Source organism: Gilvimarinus sp. 2_MG-2023, assembly GCF_030547685.1.
Classification (GTDB): Bacteria; Pseudomonadota; Gammaproteobacteria; order Pseudomonadales; family Cellvibrionaceae; genus Gilvimarinus.
Genome location: NZ_JAUOQM010000032.1, coordinates 1 through 19,096, shown reverse-complemented (window position 1 = coordinate 19,096; position 19,096 = coordinate 1). Strand labels below are relative to the sequence as shown.

The following is a 19,096-nucleotide window of genomic DNA, read 5'->3' as shown; positions in this document are numbered from 1 at the left end:
CCGAGCGTATGGCGCGGTGACTTGCTGGTCACCGCGCCATACGCTCGGTAGTGCGCTCGCAGGCCGAGTCCAAACACGTGGTGCGGGTTGAGGGTGTTAAACCTATTCCGGTGGAAAAAATATTCCCCTACGATGTGCCTGCCATGGTGGCGTTGGGGGAGCACTGCTCACTGTCTGAGCGCCGCGCCGATGAGGCCACACGCGATGTAGTCAGCTGGCTTAAGTGTGAATATCTGCAAGACAAAGTCGGCGATGTATTCCAGGGCGTAGTCAGCTCAGTGACAGGCTTTGGTTTGTTTGTTGAGCTGGTGGATATTTACGTGGATGGATTAATCCATGTAACTTCACTGCCACACGATTACTACCGTTTTGATGCTGCCAAGCACCGTTTGGTGGGTGAGCGCACTCGCCAAGTATTTGGTTTGGGAGATGAGCTCTCGGTGCGCGTGGTGCGGGTCAGTCTGGACGAACGCAAAATTGACTTTGAGCTGGAGTCGGTTAAAAACAAACGTCGGGCCAGCAAGGCGCCGGCCAGTAAAGGTAAGGGTCGAGGTAAGGGGCAGTCAGGAAAGGGTGGACGCAGTCCCGCTTCTAATGGCGGTCACAAATCGCGGCACAAAGCGGGAGATGCCCCCAAGCCACGCAAGAGGAGATCGAAAAATGGCTCTAACGCCGGCTCGCAAGCTGATTCACAGGCGCAAAATTCGCAGGTTCGATCGACGCAAAAACCTGCAGCGCAAAAGAACCGATCTCTACTTGCGAAGGCAGCAGCTGGATTTAAGAAAACGCTGGCGCGCTTTAAAAAGAAGCCTTAGACGCACCAATGCCATGCTGTTTTGGAAAGATAGATACGGCGGGCCCAACCCCGCCTCTGAGGTAGAAGAACGTGAGTAAATCAGAAACGTTGTACGGCGTGCATGCCGTACAGGCCGTGTTAAAAAGTCAGCCCGAGCGAGTGCTGAGCTTGATGGTGCTGCAGGGGCGCAGCGACCAGCGGGTGCAAAAGCTGTTGGGCTTGGCGCGGCAAAATGGCATTGCCATTGAAGAGGCCTCGCGCAAAAAAATGGATGCACTGGCGGCCGACGCCAATCACCAGGGGGTGATTGCTTTGGCCCGTCCGGGCAAGCAATACGACGAGCATTACTTGTACGAGCTGCTCGACACCTTAGACGAGCCACCTTTTTTTCTGGTGCTCGATGGTGTGACTGATCCGCATAACTTAGGCGCCTGTATGCGCTCGGCCGATGCGGCCGGAGTGCACGCGGTGATTGCTCCCAAAGACAACGCCGCGAGCCTTAACCCCACAGCGCGCAAAGTGGCCTGCGGCGCCGCCGAAGTGGTGCCTTTTATTCCTGTAACCAACTTGGCTCGTGCGTTGACCAAACTTAAAGAGCGTGGTGTTTGGGTCAAAGGCGCTGCAGGTGAGGCCACCGATACCATTTATAGTGCCGACTTAGCCGGTCCGCTGGCATTGGTGATGGGCGCCGAAGGTGCCGGGTTGCGCCGTTTAACCCGCGAGACCTGTGACGGCTTGGTGAAAATTCCCATGGCGGGCACGGTCAGCAGCTTAAATGTGTCTGTCGCCACTGGGGTGTTTTTGTTTGAGGCCATGCGCCAGCGGATGTAGGTTTTTTGCTTGCCCTTGAACGGGATATTGGTAAAAATAGTTCGGTCATCTCTGACAAAAAAAATGTAATAAGGATTTGGAGAATAATATGAATAATGATGCGATGGGAATGCTGTTTGGTGGTGTTGGGCTGGTTTTTCTGCTGATATTCATTGTCATTTTTGTGTTGTATATGCTGAGCTTGTCCAAAGCTTTGCGTTTGGCCGGACCGCAAAACCGCAAAATGGAGCCGGGTTTGGTGTGGTTAAACCTGATTCCGTTATTTAACATGGGTTGGATTATCTTCACTGTCTTAAAAGTGTCAGAGGCCATTAACAATAAACACACCGAAAATGGCACCCCCGACCCTTCTGAAGGCGCTAAAACCATCGGTTTGCTCTACACAATTTTTGCGCTGCTTACTTTAATTCCGATTTTGGGTATGTTTCTCGGTTTGGCATCACTGATTCTGTGGATTGTTTACTGGGTGAAAGTGTCTGGCTACAACAATGCGATGCAGCAAATGACGTCTGCCCCCGCTGCTGCGGACGATCCCTCTTAAGTAATTAGGCCAGATTCGAAATAAAAACCGCCTCAGGGCGGTTTTTATCGTTTTTGGGGTGGGGTGGGGGTACAGAGCAGACAACTAAAAGAATTAAGAATGCCGAACTTTTGTGCTAATATGCGCGCAACTTGCGCCAAGTGAGGCCTTTTCATGCACTGTCCGTTTTGCAGCGCCGAAGAAACCAAAGTTATCGATTCCCGCTTAGTCGCCGAGGGCGATCAGGTGCGTCGTCGACGTGAGTGTCTCGCTTGTCACGAGCGCTTTACCACCTACGAAATTGCCGAATTGGTGATGCCACGTATCATCAAGCAAGATGGCACTCGTGAGCCTTTTGATGAGGCTAAGCTTCGTGCAGGCCTGCAGCGCGCCTTAGAAAAGCGTCCGGTGTCGGTTGAGGCCATTGAAACCGCGATTGCTAATATTAAGCACTTTCTACAAGCCACCGGCGAGCGCGAAGTTAAATCGCGCCGACTGGGTGAAAAAGTAATGGATGAGTTGCGCAACCTAGATGAAGTCGCTTATGTGCGTTTCGCCTCGGTCTATCGCAGCTTTAAAGACTTGCACGAGTTCCGCCAAGAGATTGACCGCCTTGAGGGGCAGGAGCGGGACTCGCTCGATACGCCCTAGGGTCTAGGCTCTGAAGTATGACGAACCCCCACATGAATGATAGCGTCTACATGGCCGAGGCGCTTAGCCTCGCTCGCCGTGGTATTTATACCGTAACCCCCAATCCGGCGGTCGGTTGCGTTTTGGTGCGCGACGGTCAAGTAATTGGTCGCGGCTGGCACCAGCGTGCTGGTGATCACCACGCCGAAATCAACGCGATGCGCGATGCCTGTTCACAGGCCGGGCTCGCCCCCGACTCGCTGAGCGCGCGCGCCGAGGCGTGCCGCGGCGCCACTTGTTACGTCACGCTAGAGCCTTGCAGTCACACCGGCCGCACCGGCCCTTGTGCCCAAGCGATTATCGACGCCGGCATCGCTCGCGTCGTCTATGCCATGGAGGATCCCAATCCACAAGTGGCGGGTCGTGGGCTCGAATTGATTGCTGAGGCCGGCATTCCGGTTGCCGGCCCAGTGTTGGAAGATGAAGCTCTGGCACTTAACCGCGGCTTCGTGCGTCGTATGACGCGCCGCCGTCCCTTTATACGTTGCAAAATGGCCATGAGCCTGGATGGCCGCACGGCAATGGCTAGCGGCGAAAGCCAGTGGATTACCGCCCGGCGCGCGCGCGAGGATGTGCAGCGCCTGCGCGCCGCCAGTTGCGCGATTTTGTCTGGTGTGGACACCGTATTATTGGACAACGCTTCGTTGACGGTGCGCCGGGAAGATTGGTTGGAGGCCCCAGCTGAGGGCGATATTCGCCAGCCGCTGCGAGTAATTCTGGACTCCACCGGTCGGTTAACCCCGGATGCGCCACTGGTGCAAATTACCTCGCCTATACTGCTGATACACACCGAAGAAGTTGATCCGGCCGGTTGGCCCGATCATGTCGAGCACTTGGTGTTGCCTGCGCGCGAGGGTCGGGTCAGTCCGCTGGCGGTGGTGCAAGAATTGGCCAAGCGCGAGATCAACGAGGTGTTGGTTGAGGCAGGCGCCAAAGTGGCGGGCAGCTTCCTGCGTTTAGGGCTTTTAGATGAACTCGTTATCTATATGTCACCCAAGTTGTTGGGTAACAAAGCGCGCGGGTTGTTTGATCTGCCAATCGATGCCATGGCGGGGCAGTTGCCGCTGGACATTAAAGATATGCGGGCCATCGGCCAGGACTGGCGGATTACCGCGGTTCCGGATTTTGACTCTTAAGCGACTAAGGCGAAAGTGTGTTTACAGGAATTATTGAAGCGGTCGGCGAAATAGCAGCCATCACCCCTAAAAGTGGTGATATTAGCCTCTATATTCGCACCGGCCAGCTGGACTTAACTGATGTGGCGTTAGGTGATTCCATCGCCACTAACGGCGTATGCTTGACCGTGGTGGAGTTGCCAGGCGATGGCTACCGCGCCGATGTCTCGCGCGAAAGCTTGGCTCTGACCACCATCGAACAATGGCGCGTGGGCCAGCGGGTTAATTTAGAAAAGGCCTTGTTGCCTACCACCCGCTTAGGTGGTCATATCGTCAGTGGCCATGTCGATGGTGTGGGCGAGGTGGTCAGCCGCCAGCCAGACGCCCGCTCGGAGCGCTTTGCCATTCGGGCGCCGCAAGCCTTGGCGAAATATATTGCCCACAAGGGCTCGATTACGGTAGATGGCACCAGCCTTACCGTCAATAAGGTTGAAGGTTGCACCTTTGAGCTCAATATTGTGCCCCATACTCTGGCGCAAACGATTATGGCCAGTTATCAGGCCGGCAGTCTGGTGAACCTGGAAGTGGATGTACTGGCGCGCTATCTTGAGCGTCTACTGCAAGGGGACGCAGCCGCTGCCAGCGATGGCATTACCGAATCATTTTTAACCGAACACGGCTTTAATAAGTGATGGAATTAAATACTGTAGACGAATTATTGGATGATCTGCGCCAAGGCAAAATGATTATCTTAATGGACGATGAAAACCGCGAAAATGAAGGCGACCTGATTATGGTGGCCGAGCAGGTGCGGGCCGAAGATATCAATTTTATGGCCAGCCATGCACGCGGCCTTATTTGTCTGACCCTAACCCCCGAGCGCTGCACCCAGCTGGGCTTGCCGTTAATGGTGCAGGACAATAAAGCCAAACACTCGACTAATTTTACTACCTCTATCGAGGCGGCCGAAGGCGTTACCACGGGTATTTCCGCGGCTGACCGGGCGCGCACTGTGCGTGTAGCGGTGTCGGGTGATGCTAAACCTGCCGATATTGTGCAGCCGGGGCATATCTTCCCGATTATGGCGCAGCCCGGTGGGGTGATGAGCCGCGCAGGTCATACCGAGGCCGGCTGTGACTTGGCGCGTATGGCGGGGTTCGAATCCGCCGCGGTGATTGTCGAGATTATGAACCCAGATGGTTCCATGGCACGCCGCCCTGAGCTGGAAGAGTTTGCCAAAGTTCACGGCTTAAAAATTGGCACCATCGCCGAGCTGATTCACTACCGCGCGACCAAAGAGCAGACAGTGGAGTGTATTAATCAGCGCTCGGTGCAAACCCAATACGGCGATTTTGCCCTGCATACCTACCGCGATACCGCGCGCGGCGACTTGCACTTTGCCTTGGTTAAAGGCGAGATAACACCGGATGAGCCGACGTTGGTACGCGTGCATGTGATGGATACCGCCCGCGATTTGCTCGCCATTAAACGGCCCGCCACCGATGGCGCGAGTTCCTGGACCTACGGCGGCGCACTGGAGCATATTAACCAGCAGGGGTGTGGTGTTTTGGTGTTAATTTGCCACGATGAGTGTACCAGCGACGTAGAAGAGTCGATCGACTGGTTGTTGTCTGGTCGTCAGCAGCGCCGCAGTCCCGATGTGGTGTACAAACAGGTGGGCACCGGCTCGCAAATTTTGCGCGACCTGGGCGTGAGCAAAATGCGGGTTATGTCGGCCCCGATGCGCTTTTCTGCGCTGTCGGGCTTTGACTTGGAAGTGGTGGACTACGTCAGCCCAGAAAGCAATTAAACCGACTCGAATGTCGCAAAAACGAATTGAATTGAACCGTAAGTGAGAGAACTATGAGTATAAATGTCATCGAAGGCGATTTTTCCGCCTCTAGTGGGCAGTACGCCCTGATTGTCAGCCGCTGGAACAGCTTTGTGGTAGAGAGCCTAAAAGACGGCGCACTGGACACCTTGCGTCGGCACGGTATCAGTGACGATCAGGTTACTGTTTATTACGCACCGGGTGCGTTTGAGTTTCCGTTGGTGGCACAAAAGATTGCCGCCAAAAACAAGTACGATGCCATTGTCGCCCTAGGCGCGGTGATTCGCGGTGGCACCCCGCATTTTGATTACGTCGCGGGTGAGTGCACCAAAGGCTTAGCGCAAGTGTCGCTCAACGCCGGTGTACCCATCACCTTTGGTGTGTTAACGGTCGACACCATCGAGCAGGCCATCGAACGCTCAGGGACTAAAGCGGGCAACAAAGGTGTTGAGGCGGCTTCCACCGCACTCGAAATGGTTTCTCTGTTGGGTAAAGTGTAATGACAGACGGCAATAATGTTTCACCATCGGCCCGACGCAAAGCTAGGCACTATGCCGTGCAAGGGCTGTATCAGTGGAAGATGTCCGGCAATAGCGTCAATATTATCGAGGCGTCCTTTCGCACTGAATACGACATGAAAAATGTCGACGTCGCTTATTTTCATGAAATATTGCATCAGGTGCCAGCGCGGCTTGATGAGGTGCAGGCCATTTACTCGCCGCACCTGCAAGATCGCAACGATGAAGAGCTGGACCCAGTCACCGAAGCGGTGTTGCGTCTGGCTTGTTACGAGTTGAAGTACCGCATCGATGTGCCCTACAAAGTAGTGATTAACGAAGCGGTAGCACTGTCGAAAAAATTCGGCGCCACCGACAGCCATAAATTTGTGAACGGTGTTCTCGATCGCGCCGCCGAGCAAACGCGCGGGCTGGAAGTGTCCGCCAATCGCAATAAGAGATAAGTTGTGGCGGCCGGCGAATTTGAGCTTATCAATCACTACCTGAAACCAGCGCCGGATGAAATATTGCCGGACTCGGTATTGCTGGGAATTGGTGATGACGCCGCTCTGATTCAACCATCGGTGGAGCAACACCTCGCGGTTGCCACCGATACCTTGGTGGCCGATGTGCATTTCCCGGCGACTGCGCCTGCGGACTTGATCGCCGAGCGCAGTTTGCGCGTTAATTTAAGTGATATGGCCGCTATGGGGGCCGAGCCCCAGTGGTTTACCTTATCACTGACCTTGCCGAGCGAATGGGACAGTGAGTGCCGCCGCGACTGGGTGGCGACTTTTAGCCGTGGGTTAAAAGCCTGCGCCAAACAATTCGGTTGTGTGCTGATTGGTGGTGATACCACGCAGGGTCCGTTGTCGGTGGGTATTCACATGCTGGGTCAGGTACCGCCTGCCGAGGCGCTGCGCCGCGACGGAGCCGAGCCCGGAGACTTTGTGTTAGTGACAGGCTGCTTGGGCGATGCCGCCGCCGCATTGGCCGTTTTGGACGACGACAGCACCGATAGCCGCAGTGACTATTTGCGCGACCGTTATTATCGGCCCAGTCCGAGAGTCGCAGAAGGGCAGCTGTTGCGCAAAATAGCCAACAGCGCTCAAGATATATCCGACGGATTACTGGCCGATTTAAATCATATTTGTCAGGCCAGCGATGTCGCCGCCGAACTGGATTTAGATCAGCTACCCATGAGTGCAGCGCTGGCAGAAGCAGGCGAAAGCGATGCGGTGCGACTTGCCACCTCCGGTGGGGATGATTACGAGCTGGTCTTTACCGTGGCGGCCGAGAATATGCCAGCCCTTGCGATGTTGCAAGCCGAGGGCAAACTGGAGGCGACAGTGATCGGACGTATTGTCAGTGGTGCGGGTGTTCATTGCCAGTGGCAAGGCGATGTCTACCAAAGTTCAATAACCGGATATCAGCACTTTTAAATTATGACTAACTCACTCCCCAAACCCAGCTGGCGCCAGTTGTACACCAATCCCAACCACTTCTTTGCTTTTGGTTTTGGCGCGGGCATGGCCCCCAAAGCACCGGGCACCTTCGGTACGTTAGCGGCGATTCCGCTGTACTGGTTAATCAGTGATTTACCCTTAGCACTGTATATTGCCGTGATAATCGTAGGCTTTGCGGTTGGTGTTTACTGGTGCGATCGCAGCTCCCGGGCACTGGGCGTGCACGATCATCCAGGGATTGTCTGGGATGAAATCATTGGCTATTGGATTACCATGCTCTGGGCGCCCGCCGGCTGGGGCTGGATTGTTTTAGGTTTTGTTTTATTTCGTCTGTTTGATATTGCCAAACCCTGGCCGGTGTCCTTTGCCGATAAAAAGGTCAGCGGTGGGCTGGGCATTATGATTGACGATGTGCTAGCCGCGCTTTACGCCCTCTTGGCGATGCAGTTGTGCGTTTGGGGTTGGGCGTATTTTGCGTGATAAGGAAATTTGCCAGCGGAGGGATTGCTATGTGTACATTTGATTTTGCTCTAAAGCGTATGGCTCAGGTAATGATTGTGGGCTGCGTTTTGGGGTTGTCACAGCTTGCGGTTGGGGCCGATATATCGGCGCAAATGCTAGCTAAAGACACCGCATTAATAGAGATTGACGGCAAGCAGCGTATGCTGCGCGCGGGCCAAACCAGCCCGGAGGGCGTCACCTTGATTCGCTCCTCGCGCACTGGCGCCGAGGTGGAGTATCAAGGGGAAACCTACAACTTAACCCTGCAGCGTCGAATTGCAACAAGCTTTACCGAGACCGAAATGGTTGAGGTGCGCATCAGCAGTGGAGAGGGTGGGCACTATTCGACTTCCGGACGCATCAATGGTTTAACGGTGGAATTTATGGTCGACACCGGCGCCACTACCGTTGCCATGAGCGGGCAACATGCCGAGCAGCTGGGCATCAATTACCTGGCCGGTGAACCCATGCAGGTTTCGACCGCTAACGGTGTCGCTTCGGCCTATAGCCTTTGGCTCGACAGTGTGTCGGTCGGGCTGGTTGAGGTAAAACATGTAGAGGCTGTGGTAATACCCGGCACATCTCCGCGCACCATTTTACTGGGCAACAGTTATTTGGGGTTGGTGGATATGCGCACGGAGAATGGGGTGCTGGTTTTACAATCGCGCCTGTAATACGCAGGGCTTAGGCCCGAGAGAATCAATAGAGAATATTTGGTGACAGTAACATTTGTTGAATCTTGCAAATTGCCGACCCCCTGGGGCATGTTTGTTATGCATGGCTTCGCCGACAGTGGGCTCGATAAAGAGCACGTTGTACTGACGATGGGGGATATCGATTCGGAAGAGCCGGTATTAGCCCGGGTGCACTCCGAGTGTTTAACTGGCGATGCCCTGTTTAGTATGCGCTGTGATTGTGGCCCACAACTGCAAGCGGCGATGCACAAGGTGTCTATTGTCGGGCGCGGTGCTATCTTTTATTTGCGTCAAGAAGGGCGCGGCATTGGTCTGCTCAATAAAGTAAAGGCTTACCACCTGCAAGATTGCGGTGCCGATACCGTTGAGGCCAACGAACAATTGGGCTTTGGTGCGGATATGCGCGATTACAGTATTCTCAGGCCAATGATGTCGCACCTGAACATCGATGCGCTTAAACTGATGACCAACAATCCGCGCAAGGTAAAAGCATTGGAAGATATGGGGGTGAAAGTGGTTGAACGTATTCCCCATCAAACCGGGCGCAACCCGCACAATGCCAAGTATTTGGAAACGAAAAAAGGCAAGCTGGGTCATCTGTTTGAAGATGAGAACGACGAATTAATATAAGACGAATGAGTAAAAGGTAACACAATGGCGACACGTATTGCCGTGACCGGCGCCGCCGGCCGCATGGGAAAAATTTTAATTGAAGCAACCGTTAAATCAGACTCGGCGCAATTGGCCGCGGCGATTGTGCGCCCGGGCAGCTCATTGGTGGGTGCGGATGCTGGTGAACTTGCCGGTGTAGGTAAAATCGGTGTGATCGTAACGGACAGCCTGGCTGATGTGGTCGATCAGTTCGATGCCATTATTGATTTCACCACGCCCGAGGCTACGCTTGCTAATGCGGCCCTGTGTGCCGAGCACGGCAAAGCCATGGTGATTGGCACTACCGGTTTTAGCGATGCCGAAAAAGAGCAGCTGCTGTCTTATCAAGCGCAAATTCCTCTGTGTTTGGCGGCGAACTTTAGCACCGGTGTCAATCTCTGCTTTAAATTATTGGAAACCGCTGCGCGTGTGATGGCGGCCGAATCCGATATCGAAATTGTCGAAGCGCATCATCGCCATAAAGTCGATTCGCCTTCAGGCACCGCGTTGCGCATGGGGGAGGTGATTGCCGACACCACCGGGCGCAATTTAAAAGAGGTGGCCGTCTATGGTCGCGAGGGCATTACCGGCGAGCGCGAGCGCGACACCATCGGCTTTGCCACGGTGCGCGGCGGCGATGTAGTGGGCGAGCACACGGTTATGTTTTTGGCCGATGGCGAGCGGGTGGAAATTACCCATAAAGCCTCCAGCCGTTTGGCGTTTGGTAATGGCGCGGTGCGGGCGGCCAGTTGGTTGCTGACTCAAGAGCCAAAGCTCTATGACATGCAGGATGTGTTAAACCTCAAGTGAGCTAAACTGTGCTGCCTAAACATATAGGCTATCTTCCCGAAATAGACGGCCTGGGTGCGCTTGCAGTATTAGGGGTAATACTCTTCCATATCGATGCGAGCTGGTTAGCCGGTGGTTATGCCGGGGTTGATGTGTTTTTTTGTCATCTTCGGGTTTTTAACTACCGCTAATATTCAGCGATATATATAGCGGCAGAGCGATTCTCCTTTAAACGCTTTTACGCGCGGCGCTTTAAACGATTGGCTCCGGCACTGATGTAACGGTGTTGGCCACACTGGCCGCATCGGTGTTTATTCTGACGCCCGAACACTTATTGATGACGGTAAAGGCCGCCGTAACCTCTCTGTTGTCTGTCTCCAATATTTTATTTTGGTTTGAATCTGGCTTTTTGACCTGGACGCGCATTTAAAACCCTTGTTGCACACTTGGTCATTGAATGTTGAAGAGCAGTTTTATTTAATTTGGCCAGCCAGTGGTTTTTGGCAATGGAAAAGGCGTTCACCGCGTTTTATTGGGTGCCGCTTCGAACCTTCGAGTTTGTTATCGGTGCTTTGGCTGTTTATTGTCCGCTGCGAATGCTACCTGTATTGGTGCGTAATGTATTGTCGGTGCTGGGCCTGTATCGGCTTGGTCACACTCAGTGTGTGCGCTGTTACCTGGATGACACACGGCAACCCTTTAGGAAAGCCGCAAACGCTAACACTTGAGGCGATCAGTGAGGGCAAGAGTCGGCGCTTTAAGTGGTTGGCTGATGGTTGCAACCTGCTGACTCTAGATAATTCTGGTCGCTATCACTTAGAGGCGCCTACCCAAGCCTTTGTATTTGGTAATTCACACGAACCGGACGGTTATAATATTTGGCGCACAGCCTACGCTAATGAGCAGCACAATATTATTCCCTTTGGCACGGTTAACGGTTGCGAGGAGTTTATAAAAAATATTGACGCATTGAGGCCTGATGATCAGCTGTGTGTAAAACGACTGCAGCAACTCGCCTCACCAGAATTTTCCCGCCGTTTAGATTACATTGTACTGAGCTCCAACAAATCTTTTGCCCGCAATAAGGCGATTGAGTTTTAGGTTGTTGCACAAATTCTGCGCCATAATCCCGAGATCCAAGTTATTCTGTTAGGCGGATATTTTAACCTTAAGCAGGATTTCTCCTATTACATAGAAACTGAGCAAAATTTACAGGTTTTCAGCAAACCTGAGTATATTTCCTGCTTACGCGCGACCGAAGTCCGCCGCCGGCAAGAAGAAAATTATCGGGCTATAACGGCACTTGCCGATGTATACTACGTTAATAAGTTTGATTTGATGTGTAATGCATCAAGTTGCTCGGCCTATGCTGGTCGTGAGCCTTTCGCCTATGATAAGTATCACTTAAGTTTTGGCTTTGCGGTGGTGTTGGGTGAGAAGTTGCGCGAGCGTTATCGTTCGGTGGATGAAATACTAGTGCCACACAATCAGCTTTAATAGGGCGCGCTCTGTGCGCCTGTACTCTGTTTTTGTTGTTACAAATTCGTTACAATTCCCGCTCTCAAGTTAAGTTAAAGTGTCCCCGTCGCGCGCTGCGCGCGTTCTATTGTTACGCCTTCCAAATTTTTTTTGTGAGAAAGGAGTCTTGTGTTGTTGCGAAAGTCGCACTTGTTTTATCGTTGTGGTTTTATCGCTTGTGCTTTGTTGCTGTTAGCGGTCAGTGTTGTGCTGGTTGATGGTTCGGTGGCGTGGGACGAAAGCGGACTTAAATTGACGGCCAACATGCTGCCGGTTAGCTTGGCATACTTGGCTGCGCTGGGCTTGACGCGCCGTCCGTTGGTCGCCCTTATTTTAGCGCTGGCATTGATGTTTATGGTTTTTGCCGCCAATGCCGCCAAAGTTAGCCACTTGGGGGAGCCGGTGACTTTCCCCGATATTTTTCTGATTGAGCAAGCGCTGTCGGCGTGGACCCTGGCTTCTAAATACATCAGTGTTTGGTTTTATGTCGCGTTCGCATTGGTGTTGATGCTAATTGGCATCGGTCTTTATTACGAGAGGCCTATGCGTCACGCGGTATCCTGGTCATTGCTGGGTGTTTCTTTATTAGGTTTTACCTATCTGGCGCAGGCTGAAAAAAGCGTCGATTCGCTTTATTCAGACACAGCCCACGGCGCCAAGCCTTGGATTGTCAGCGAGCTCGCCCTCAAGCAAGGGTTGATAGCTTCGTTGGTAACCAGTGCCCGGGTCGCCCACTTTACCTTGCCGCCATACGACAATAAGCAGGTCGGTAAATTAGTAGCGCAGTATGGCTTGGATCAGCCGTTAGAGGTTGAGCAAGTAAAGCCCGATATTGTGCTTTGGTTGGCGGAGAGCTTTTTTGATCCGGCGATACTGCAAGGTGTGGACACTTGCCAGTTTGTACCCGAGTACTGCGAGCTGAGTCGGGACTCGTTGGTCACCGCTCTCGCGGTGCCGACTTTTGGCGGCAATACCACCCGCACAGAATTCGAGGTATTGACCGGTATACCTTTTCATTCCTTGGGCACTCAGAGCTTTCCGTATGCGGCCGTGGTGCACGACAAGTTTAATTCTATCGGCTGGACGCTAGCCGAGCAGGGCTATAACACCACAGCAATACATCCGCATAAGGCCGGTTTCTGGCAGCGCAATCGCGCTTTGCCTCTGCTTGGTTTCGAGCGTTTTATTGCCAGCCAAAATATGACCCACATCGACAAAGACGGAATCTGGCCTTCGGATGATTCGCTCGCAGATAGCGTAGTGCAGTTATTGGCTCAAGCCGAGCAGCCGCAATTTATCTTTACTATTTCAATGGAAGGGCACGGGCCGTTTGATAAGCGCGACGTACTCGATAACGCCGAGCGCGATGCCATAGCGCCTTTGCCGGGCTTAGAAGGTAAGTTGCTGGATAACTGGCGTCAGTATATCTATCATGCCAAGCGTTCGGCTCGGGCTATGCAGAAAATCAAAGCCTTTGTGGAGACTCGCGATCGGCCCACTTTGGTAGTTTATTTTGGCGATCATTTGCCGGGCTTAAGACCCATGTTTGAGGTGTTGCAGTTTAAGGATGGGAAAAAACCTTATGAGCAAAAAACACCCGCCATGGCCTTTGCCAATTATGAGTTGCCCGACATCTGGCTGCCTGAGGCGAGTTATGAGTTGGGTTTGTGGGCTCTGGCGTTGTCCGGTCAGACGCATACCGATCACTACTCTCAGTTGGCGGCGGCCACCGGCTTGGCTAAGGGAGAGCGGGAGCTTGATGTTGGCGCTGCCCTCGGAGACTTCCGGGCGCGCCAACTATACCGCTGAGTTGTTGCGAAAATGTCCAATTTGGTTGGACAAAGCATCTCATTTGGCCTAAAATGCGCGGTTAGTTGCATTAGCCACAAGCCGCGCCAGTGGTCGCCATAGAACAGTGAATAAATAAGCGAGATGAAGCCCGATGTTTCATCTCGCTTTTTTGCAACTTGCGGCCGGGCTTTAATTATTCCGACGAAGCAGTAACCCCGCTAACGCACCCGCCAGGTGTGGTCGCTTCGCTCGGCATAAAGAAAGTGAAATTTTAGGAGGTTGACTTGATTACAGGGCCCCACAGACCCGCATTACTGGTCCTTGAAGACGGTAGCGTCTTCAAAGGTACTGCCATCGGTGCCGACGGCTTGTCCGTTGGTGAGGTGGTGTTTAATACCTCCATGACAGGCTATCAGGAGATTCTGACCGATCCTTCCTACGCCCGTCAGATCGTTACGCTGACTTACCCGCACATCGGCAATACCGGCACCACGCCGGAAGACGAAGAGTGCGACACCATTTGGTCGGCAGGGTTGGTGATCCGCGACTTGCCGGCCCGCTCCAGCAACTTCCGTCAGACACAAAGCCTTGATGAGTACCTCAAGGCCAAGAATGTGGTGGGTATTGCCGACATCGATACCCGTCGTCTGACCCGCCTGTTGCGCGACAAGGGCGCGCAAAGCGGCTGTATTATTGCCGGCGACGTGGATGAAGCCAAAGCCCTGGAAGCGGCCAAGACCTTCCCGGGCCTTAAAGGCATGGATTTAGCCAAAGAGGTGAGTTGTAAAACATCTTACCCCTGGCGCGAAGGCAGCTGGCAGCTGGGTGAGGGTCACTCGGATGCACAGACGGGCACCTTTAAGGTAGTCGCTTACGACTATGGTGTAAAACGCAATATCCTGCGCATGCTGGCCGATCGCGGCTGCGACATTACCGTAGTGCCGGCGCAAACCCCCGCCAGCGAAGTCTTGGCCATGAACCCCGATGGCGTGTTTCTCGCCAACGGTCCGGGCGACCCGGAGCCCTGTGATTATGCCATCGCCGCAATCAAAGAAATTCTCGAAACCGACATTCCGGTGTTCGGTATTTGTTTGGGGCATCAGCTGCTGGCGCTAGCCTCCGGTGCTAAAACCTCGAAAATGAAGTTTGGTCACCACGGCGGCAATCACCCGGTGCAGGATCTAGAGTCTGGCCGGGTGATGATCACGGCGCAAAACCACGGCTTTGCGGTGGATGAGTCGAGCCTGCCGGCTAATTTGACGGCGACCCACAAGTCGCTGTTCGATGGCTCTTTACAGGGTATTCATCGCACCGACAAACCGGCCTTTAGCTTCCAGGGGCATCCGGAAGCCAGCCCCGGCCCGCACGATGCCGATGGTCTGTTTGACCACTTTGTAGAGTTGATGGAAAACGCGAAACGGTGACGCAAGGGCTGAGCCCAGTCTAACCACCGAGCAACCTTTAAACCGATTCGCCAAGCGAGACAGACATGCCAAAACGTACCGACATTAACAGCATTTTGATTTTGGGCGCAGGCCCCATTGTGATTGGCCAGGCCTGTGAGTTCGACTACTCCGGCGCCCAGGCCTGCAAAGCCCTGCGAGAAGAAGGCTACCGGGTGATTCTGGTAAACTCGAACCCAGCCACAATCATGACCGACCCGGCTATGGCCGACGCCACCTATATTGAGCCGGTGGAGTGGGAAACCGTTGCCAAAATTATTGAAAAAGAGCGCCCGGATGTCGTGCTGCCGACCATGGGTGGTCAAACCGCATTGAACTGCGCGTTGGATTTGGCCAAAAACGGCGTCTTAGAGAAGTACAACGTCGAGTTGATCGGTGCCAAAGAAGAGGCCATTAATATGGCCGAAGACCGCGACTTGTTCGATAAGGCAATGAAGCGCATTGGCCTTGAGTGTGCGCGCGCGAAAATCGTCCACTCCATGGACGAGGCGCTGAAAGTGCCGAAAGAATTTGGTTTTCCCTGCATTATTCGCCCGTCGTTTACCATGGGCGGCTCCGGTGGCGGTATCGCCTACAATTGGGAAGAATTTGAAGAAATTTGTACCCGCGGCCTGGATTTGTCGCCCACCAATGAGCTGTTGATCGACGAGTCGTTGCTCGGTTGGAAAGAGTACGAAATGGAAGTGGTGCGCGATAAAGCCGACAACTGCATTATCGTTTGCTCGATTGAAAACTTCGACCCTATGGGCGTACACACCGGCGACTCCATTACCGTTGCGCCGGCGCAAACTCTGACCGATAAAGAACTGCAAATTATGCGTAACGCCTCGCTGGCGGTGCTGCGTGAAATCGGTGTGGAAACCGGCGGCTCTAACGTGCAGTTTGCGGTTAACCCGGAAAATGGCCGTTTGGTTGTGATCGAGATGAACCCGCGTGTATCGCGCTCATCGGCCTTGGCTTCCAAGGCAACCGGCTTCCCCATCGCTAAGGTTGCGGCCAAGTTGGCGGTAGGTTACACCTTGGATGAATTGCAAAACGACATTACCGGTGGTGCCACACCGGCCTCGTTTGAGCCGTCTATCGATTACGTGGTCACTAAAATACCGCGCTTTACCTTTGAAAAGTTCGGTGACGCCGATGCCCGTCTTACCACGCAAATGAAATCGGTGGGCGAGGTGATGGCGATCGGCCGTACCCTGCAAGAGTCACTGCAAAAAGCCCTGCGCGGTTTGGAAGTGGGCTCAGCCGGGTTTGAGTCTAAGTTGGACTTAAACGCCGAGGAAACCCCCGCGCGTATTCGTCGCGAACTCAACACCCCGGGCGCCGAGCGCATTTGGTATGTGGGTGATGCCTTCCGTCTGGGCATGAGTGTGGACGAAGTGTTTGAAGCCTCAAGTATCGACCCTTGGTTTCTGGAACAAATCCGTGAGTTGATTGAGCTGGAGCAAAAAGTGCGCGCCGCTAAACTGACCGACCTGAGCTATGACGATCTACGTCTGCTTAAGCGCAAGGGCTTTTCCGACAAGCGCTTAGCATTATTGCTTGGGGTGAAAGAGGCTAAGGTTCGCGCGGCTCGTCACGACATGAATATCCGCCCGACCTACAAGCGCGTGGACACCTGTGCGGCTGAATTCTCCACCTCTACCGCGTATATGTACTCCAGTTACGATGAAGAGTGCGAGGCCGAGCCGACAGACAAAGACAAAATTTTGGTTATCGGTGGCGGGCCTAACCGTATCGGTCAAGGTATCGAGTTTGACTACTGCTGTGTGCATGCGGCGCTTGCCATGCGTGAGGACGGTTACGAGACCATTATGGTGAACTGTAACCCCGAGACCGTATCAACCGATTACGACACTTCCGATCGTTTGTACTTTGAGCCTATTACTCTCGAAGACGTGTTGGAAATTGTGCAAAAAGAAAATCCTAAGGGTGTGATCTTGCAGTTCGGCGGCCAAACTCCACTGAAGTTGGCCCGCGCCCTGGAGGCCGAAGGTGTACCGATTATTGGTACCAGCCCCGATGCCATCGACCGCGCCGAAGACCGCGAACGCTTCCAGCAGATGATTGAAAAGCTGGACTTGTTGCAGCCGCCCAATGCCATTGTGCGCTCACTGGAAGAAGCGCTGATCAGCGCGGAAAAAGTCGGCTATCCGCTGGTGGTTCGCCCATCTTATGTACTGGGTGGCCGCGCCATGGAAATTGTGTACAAAGAGGAAGAGCTGCGCACCTATATGCACTCGGCGGTACAAGTGTCCGAAGACGCACCGGTGCTGCTGGATCACTTCCTGAGCGCTGCCATTGAGGTGGACATTGATGCGGTGTCCGACGGTGAGCAAGTGGTTATCGGCGGCATCATGCAGCATATTGAGCAGTGTGGTGTGCACTCCGGTGACTCGGCCTGTTCGCTACCGCCATACTCGCTGCCCGCTGACGTGCAAGACTTAATGCGCGAGCAGGTTAAAGCCATGGCGCTGGAGTTGGGTGTGATCGGCTTGATGAATACTCAATTGGCCTACCAAGACGGCAAAATTTATGTGATTGAAGTCAATCCGCGCGCCTCTCGTACCGTGCCGTTTGTGTCCAAATGTGTGGGTGTTTCTCTGGCGAAAATTGCTGCGCGCTGTCAGGCGGGCACTTCACTGGCCGAGCAAGGCTTTACCAGTGAGATTGTGCCAAGTTATTACAGCGTCAAAGAAGCGGTATTCCCATTTAATAAATTCCCCGCAGTTGATCCCATTCTGGGCCCCGAGATGAAATCCACCGGTGAGGTCATGGGTGTGGGCGCAACCTTTGGCGAGGCTTACGCCAAAAGTCAGTTGGGCGCCAACAGCAAACTGCCTACCGGCGGCAAAGTATTTGTCAGTGTGCGCGATGTCGATAAGCCTGGGGTCGTGGCTGTCAGCCAAGAGCTGCTGAGCTTGGGCTTCACCATGGTGGCTACTCGCGGTACCGCGAAAGTGCTGAGTGACGCCGGTGTGGCGGTAGAAACCGTCAATAAAGTGGGCGAGGGACGCCCGCACATTGTCGATATGATTAAGAACGATGAAATCGATCTGATTATTAATACTACCGAGGGCCGTCAGGCCACGCGCGATTCGGCATCTATTCGCCGCAGCGCTGAGGCACACAGAGTCTACTACACCACGACCTTAGCCGGCGGCGAAGCCGTGTGCATGGCCATGGAGCAAGGAAAAGATATTCAGGTTCGTCGCTTGCAAGATCTGCACAAGGAGGCAGCGCAATGACTAAATACCCTATGACGGTAGAGGGTGCTGATGCCCTGCGCGCCGAGCTAGAAGAGCTGAAGAAAGTTCAACGTCCGCGCATTATCGAAGCTATTGCTGAGGCACGCGAGCACGGCGATCTTAAAGAAAATGCCGAGTACCACGCGGCGCGTGAACAACAAAGCTTCTGTGAGGGTCGTATTCAAGAGATTGAAGGCAAACTGGCCGACTCACAAGTGATCGATGTGAAAAGTATTCCGCACACCGGCAAGGTAATTTTTGGTACCACGGTTGCTATCGTCAATGTCGAGACCGATGAAGAGAAAACCTACCGTATCGTTGGCGACGATGAGGCGGATGTGAAACAGAACAAAATCTCAATCAGCTCTCCTATCGCCCGCGCCCTAATCGGCAAAGAAGAAGGGGATGTGGTGTTAGTGAAAACCCCTGGCGGTGACGTCGAGTACGAGATTGATTCGGTGGAGCATATTTAGGGGGCGTAGCCCCCGGCGGGATGCGGAATGCTGAATGCGGTACGCAGAATGTAAAAACAAGATGCAACGTTAGGCCTTGACAGAGGCGAGTGACGCGGCAGCAAAATTGTTCAGCGTTCAGCGTTCAGCGTTCAGCGTTCAGCGTTCAGCGTTCAGCGTTCAGCGTTCAGCGTTCAGCGTTCAGCGTTCAGCGTTCAGCGTTCAGCGTTCAGCGTTCAGCG

At 53.7% G+C, this 19,096-nt stretch carries 22 protein-coding genes; all 22 read left to right on the top strand.

Annotated elements, in window-relative coordinates:
* Positions 1–50 precede the first annotated feature (50 nt).
* The 22 genes from Q4526_RS06770 to greA all read left to right on the top strand — a co-directional run bounded on the left by Q4526_RS06770 (position 51) and on the right by greA (position 18,875).
* Entirely contained in the window at positions 51–815 is a 765-nt protein-coding gene (locus Q4526_RS06770) for a S1 RNA-binding domain-containing protein (RefSeq protein WP_303609566.1), read from the top strand.
* 71 nt (positions 816–886) lie between these two features.
* Positions 887–1,627 (top strand): 23S rRNA (guanosine(2251)-2'-O)-methyltransferase RlmB, encoded by a 741-nt coding sequence (gene rlmB / locus Q4526_RS06765; protein WP_215976173.1) that lies wholly within the window; start codon positions 887–889, stop codon positions 1,625–1,627.
* A gap of 88 nt (positions 1,628–1,715) precedes the next feature.
* On the top strand, positions 1,716–2,168 hold the full coding sequence (locus Q4526_RS06760) for a hypothetical protein (RefSeq protein WP_215976172.1): 453 nt from the start codon (positions 1,716–1,718) through the stop codon (positions 2,166–2,168).
* Positions 2,169–2,321: 153 nt separating this feature from the next.
* Positions 2,322–2,798: a transcriptional regulator NrdR gene (nrdR, locus tag Q4526_RS06755; RefSeq protein WP_215976171.1), complete on the top strand. Its 477-nt coding sequence runs from the start codon at positions 2,322–2,324 to the stop codon at positions 2,796–2,798.
* A gap of 17 nt (positions 2,799–2,815) precedes the next feature.
* Positions 2,816–3,973 carry a bifunctional diaminohydroxyphosphoribosylaminopyrimidine deaminase/5-amino-6-(5-phosphoribosylamino)uracil reductase RibD gene (ribD, locus tag Q4526_RS06750; protein ID WP_215976170.1) on the top strand — a complete coding sequence of 386 codons (1,158 nt, stop codon included), beginning with the start codon at positions 2,816–2,818 and terminating at the stop codon, positions 3,971–3,973.
* A gap of 17 nt (positions 3,974–3,990) precedes the next feature.
* A complete protein-coding gene (locus tag Q4526_RS06745; RefSeq protein WP_215976169.1) occupies positions 3,991–4,644 on the top strand; it encodes a riboflavin synthase in 654 nt (217 codons plus the stop codon).
* Positions 4,644–5,762 (top strand): bifunctional 3,4-dihydroxy-2-butanone-4-phosphate synthase/GTP cyclohydrolase II, encoded by a 1,119-nt coding sequence (ribBA, locus tag Q4526_RS06740; protein ID WP_215976175.1) that lies wholly within the window; start codon positions 4,644–4,646, stop codon positions 5,760–5,762. Before Q4526_RS06745 ends, ribBA begins: the two co-directional genes overlap by 1 nt.
* A gap of 53 nt (positions 5,763–5,815) precedes the next feature.
* Positions 5,816–6,283, top strand: coding sequence for a 6,7-dimethyl-8-ribityllumazine synthase (ribE, locus tag Q4526_RS06735; protein ID WP_215976168.1), 468 nt, complete (start codon positions 5,816–5,818; stop codon positions 6,281–6,283).
* Positions 6,283–6,744 carry a transcription antitermination factor NusB gene (nusB, locus tag Q4526_RS06730; RefSeq protein ID WP_215976167.1) on the top strand — a complete coding sequence of 154 codons (462 nt, stop codon included), beginning with the start codon at positions 6,283–6,285 and terminating at the stop codon, positions 6,742–6,744. The genes ribE and nusB overlap by 1 nt, the downstream gene beginning before the upstream one ends.
* A gap of 3 nt (positions 6,745–6,747) precedes the next feature.
* Complete coding sequence (gene thiL, locus Q4526_RS06725) at positions 6,748–7,722, top strand: thiamine-phosphate kinase (protein ID WP_215976166.1); 975 nt, start codon at positions 6,748–6,750, stop codon at positions 7,720–7,722.
* A 3-nt stretch (positions 7,723–7,725) separates the two neighbouring features.
* Complete coding sequence (locus tag Q4526_RS06720) at positions 7,726–8,226, top strand: phosphatidylglycerophosphatase A (RefSeq protein WP_215976165.1); 501 nt, start codon at positions 7,726–7,728, stop codon at positions 8,224–8,226.
* Between the two features lie 29 nt (positions 8,227–8,255).
* Entirely contained in the window at positions 8,256–8,921 is a 666-nt protein-coding gene (locus tag Q4526_RS06715) for a TIGR02281 family clan AA aspartic protease (RefSeq protein ID WP_303603553.1), read from the top strand.
* A 42-nt stretch (positions 8,922–8,963) separates the two neighbouring features.
* A complete protein-coding gene (gene ribA / locus Q4526_RS06710; protein WP_215976164.1) occupies positions 8,964–9,572 on the top strand; it encodes a GTP cyclohydrolase II in 609 nt (202 codons plus the stop codon).
* A 24-nt stretch (positions 9,573–9,596) separates the two neighbouring features.
* Positions 9,597–10,403: a 4-hydroxy-tetrahydrodipicolinate reductase gene (dapB, locus tag Q4526_RS06705; RefSeq protein WP_215976163.1), complete on the top strand. Its 807-nt coding sequence runs from the start codon at positions 9,597–9,599 to the stop codon at positions 10,401–10,403.
* Positions 10,404–10,411: 8 nt separating this feature from the next.
* On the top strand, positions 10,412–10,573 hold the full coding sequence (locus Q4526_RS06700; RefSeq protein ID WP_215976162.1) for a hypothetical protein: 162 nt from the start codon (positions 10,412–10,414) through the stop codon (positions 10,571–10,573).
* A gap of 92 nt (positions 10,574–10,665) precedes the next feature.
* A complete protein-coding gene (locus Q4526_RS06695) occupies positions 10,666–10,812 on the top strand; it encodes a hypothetical protein (RefSeq protein ID WP_303609565.1) in 147 nt (48 codons plus the stop codon).
* Between the two features lie 188 nt (positions 10,813–11,000).
* The gene (locus tag Q4526_RS06690; RefSeq protein WP_303609564.1) at positions 11,001–11,483 is read left to right on the top strand and encodes a hypothetical protein; all 483 of its coding nucleotides are present in this window, start codon (positions 11,001–11,003) and stop codon (positions 11,481–11,483) included.
* A 237-nt stretch (positions 11,484–11,720) separates the two neighbouring features.
* Positions 11,721–11,879: a hypothetical protein gene (locus Q4526_RS06685; protein WP_215976160.1), complete on the top strand. Its 159-nt coding sequence runs from the start codon at positions 11,721–11,723 to the stop codon at positions 11,877–11,879.
* Positions 11,880–12,029: 150 nt separating this feature from the next.
* Positions 12,030–13,709 carry an LTA synthase family protein gene (locus Q4526_RS06680; RefSeq protein ID WP_303609563.1) on the top strand — a complete coding sequence of 560 codons (1,680 nt, stop codon included), beginning with the start codon at positions 12,030–12,032 and terminating at the stop codon, positions 13,707–13,709.
* 266 nt (positions 13,710–13,975) lie between these two features.
* Positions 13,976–15,115 (top strand): glutamine-hydrolyzing carbamoyl-phosphate synthase small subunit, encoded by a 1,140-nt coding sequence (gene carA, locus Q4526_RS06675; protein ID WP_215976158.1) that lies wholly within the window; start codon positions 13,976–13,978, stop codon positions 15,113–15,115.
* A 65-nt stretch (positions 15,116–15,180) separates the two neighbouring features.
* A complete protein-coding gene (gene carB, locus Q4526_RS06670; protein ID WP_215976157.1) occupies positions 15,181–18,402 on the top strand; it encodes a carbamoyl-phosphate synthase large subunit in 3,222 nt (1,073 codons plus the stop codon).
* Positions 18,399–18,875 (top strand): transcription elongation factor GreA, encoded by a 477-nt coding sequence (gene greA / locus Q4526_RS06665; RefSeq protein ID WP_215976156.1) that lies wholly within the window; start codon positions 18,399–18,401, stop codon positions 18,873–18,875. The genes carB and greA overlap by 4 nt, the downstream gene beginning before the upstream one ends.
* Positions 18,876–19,096 lie beyond the last annotated feature (221 nt).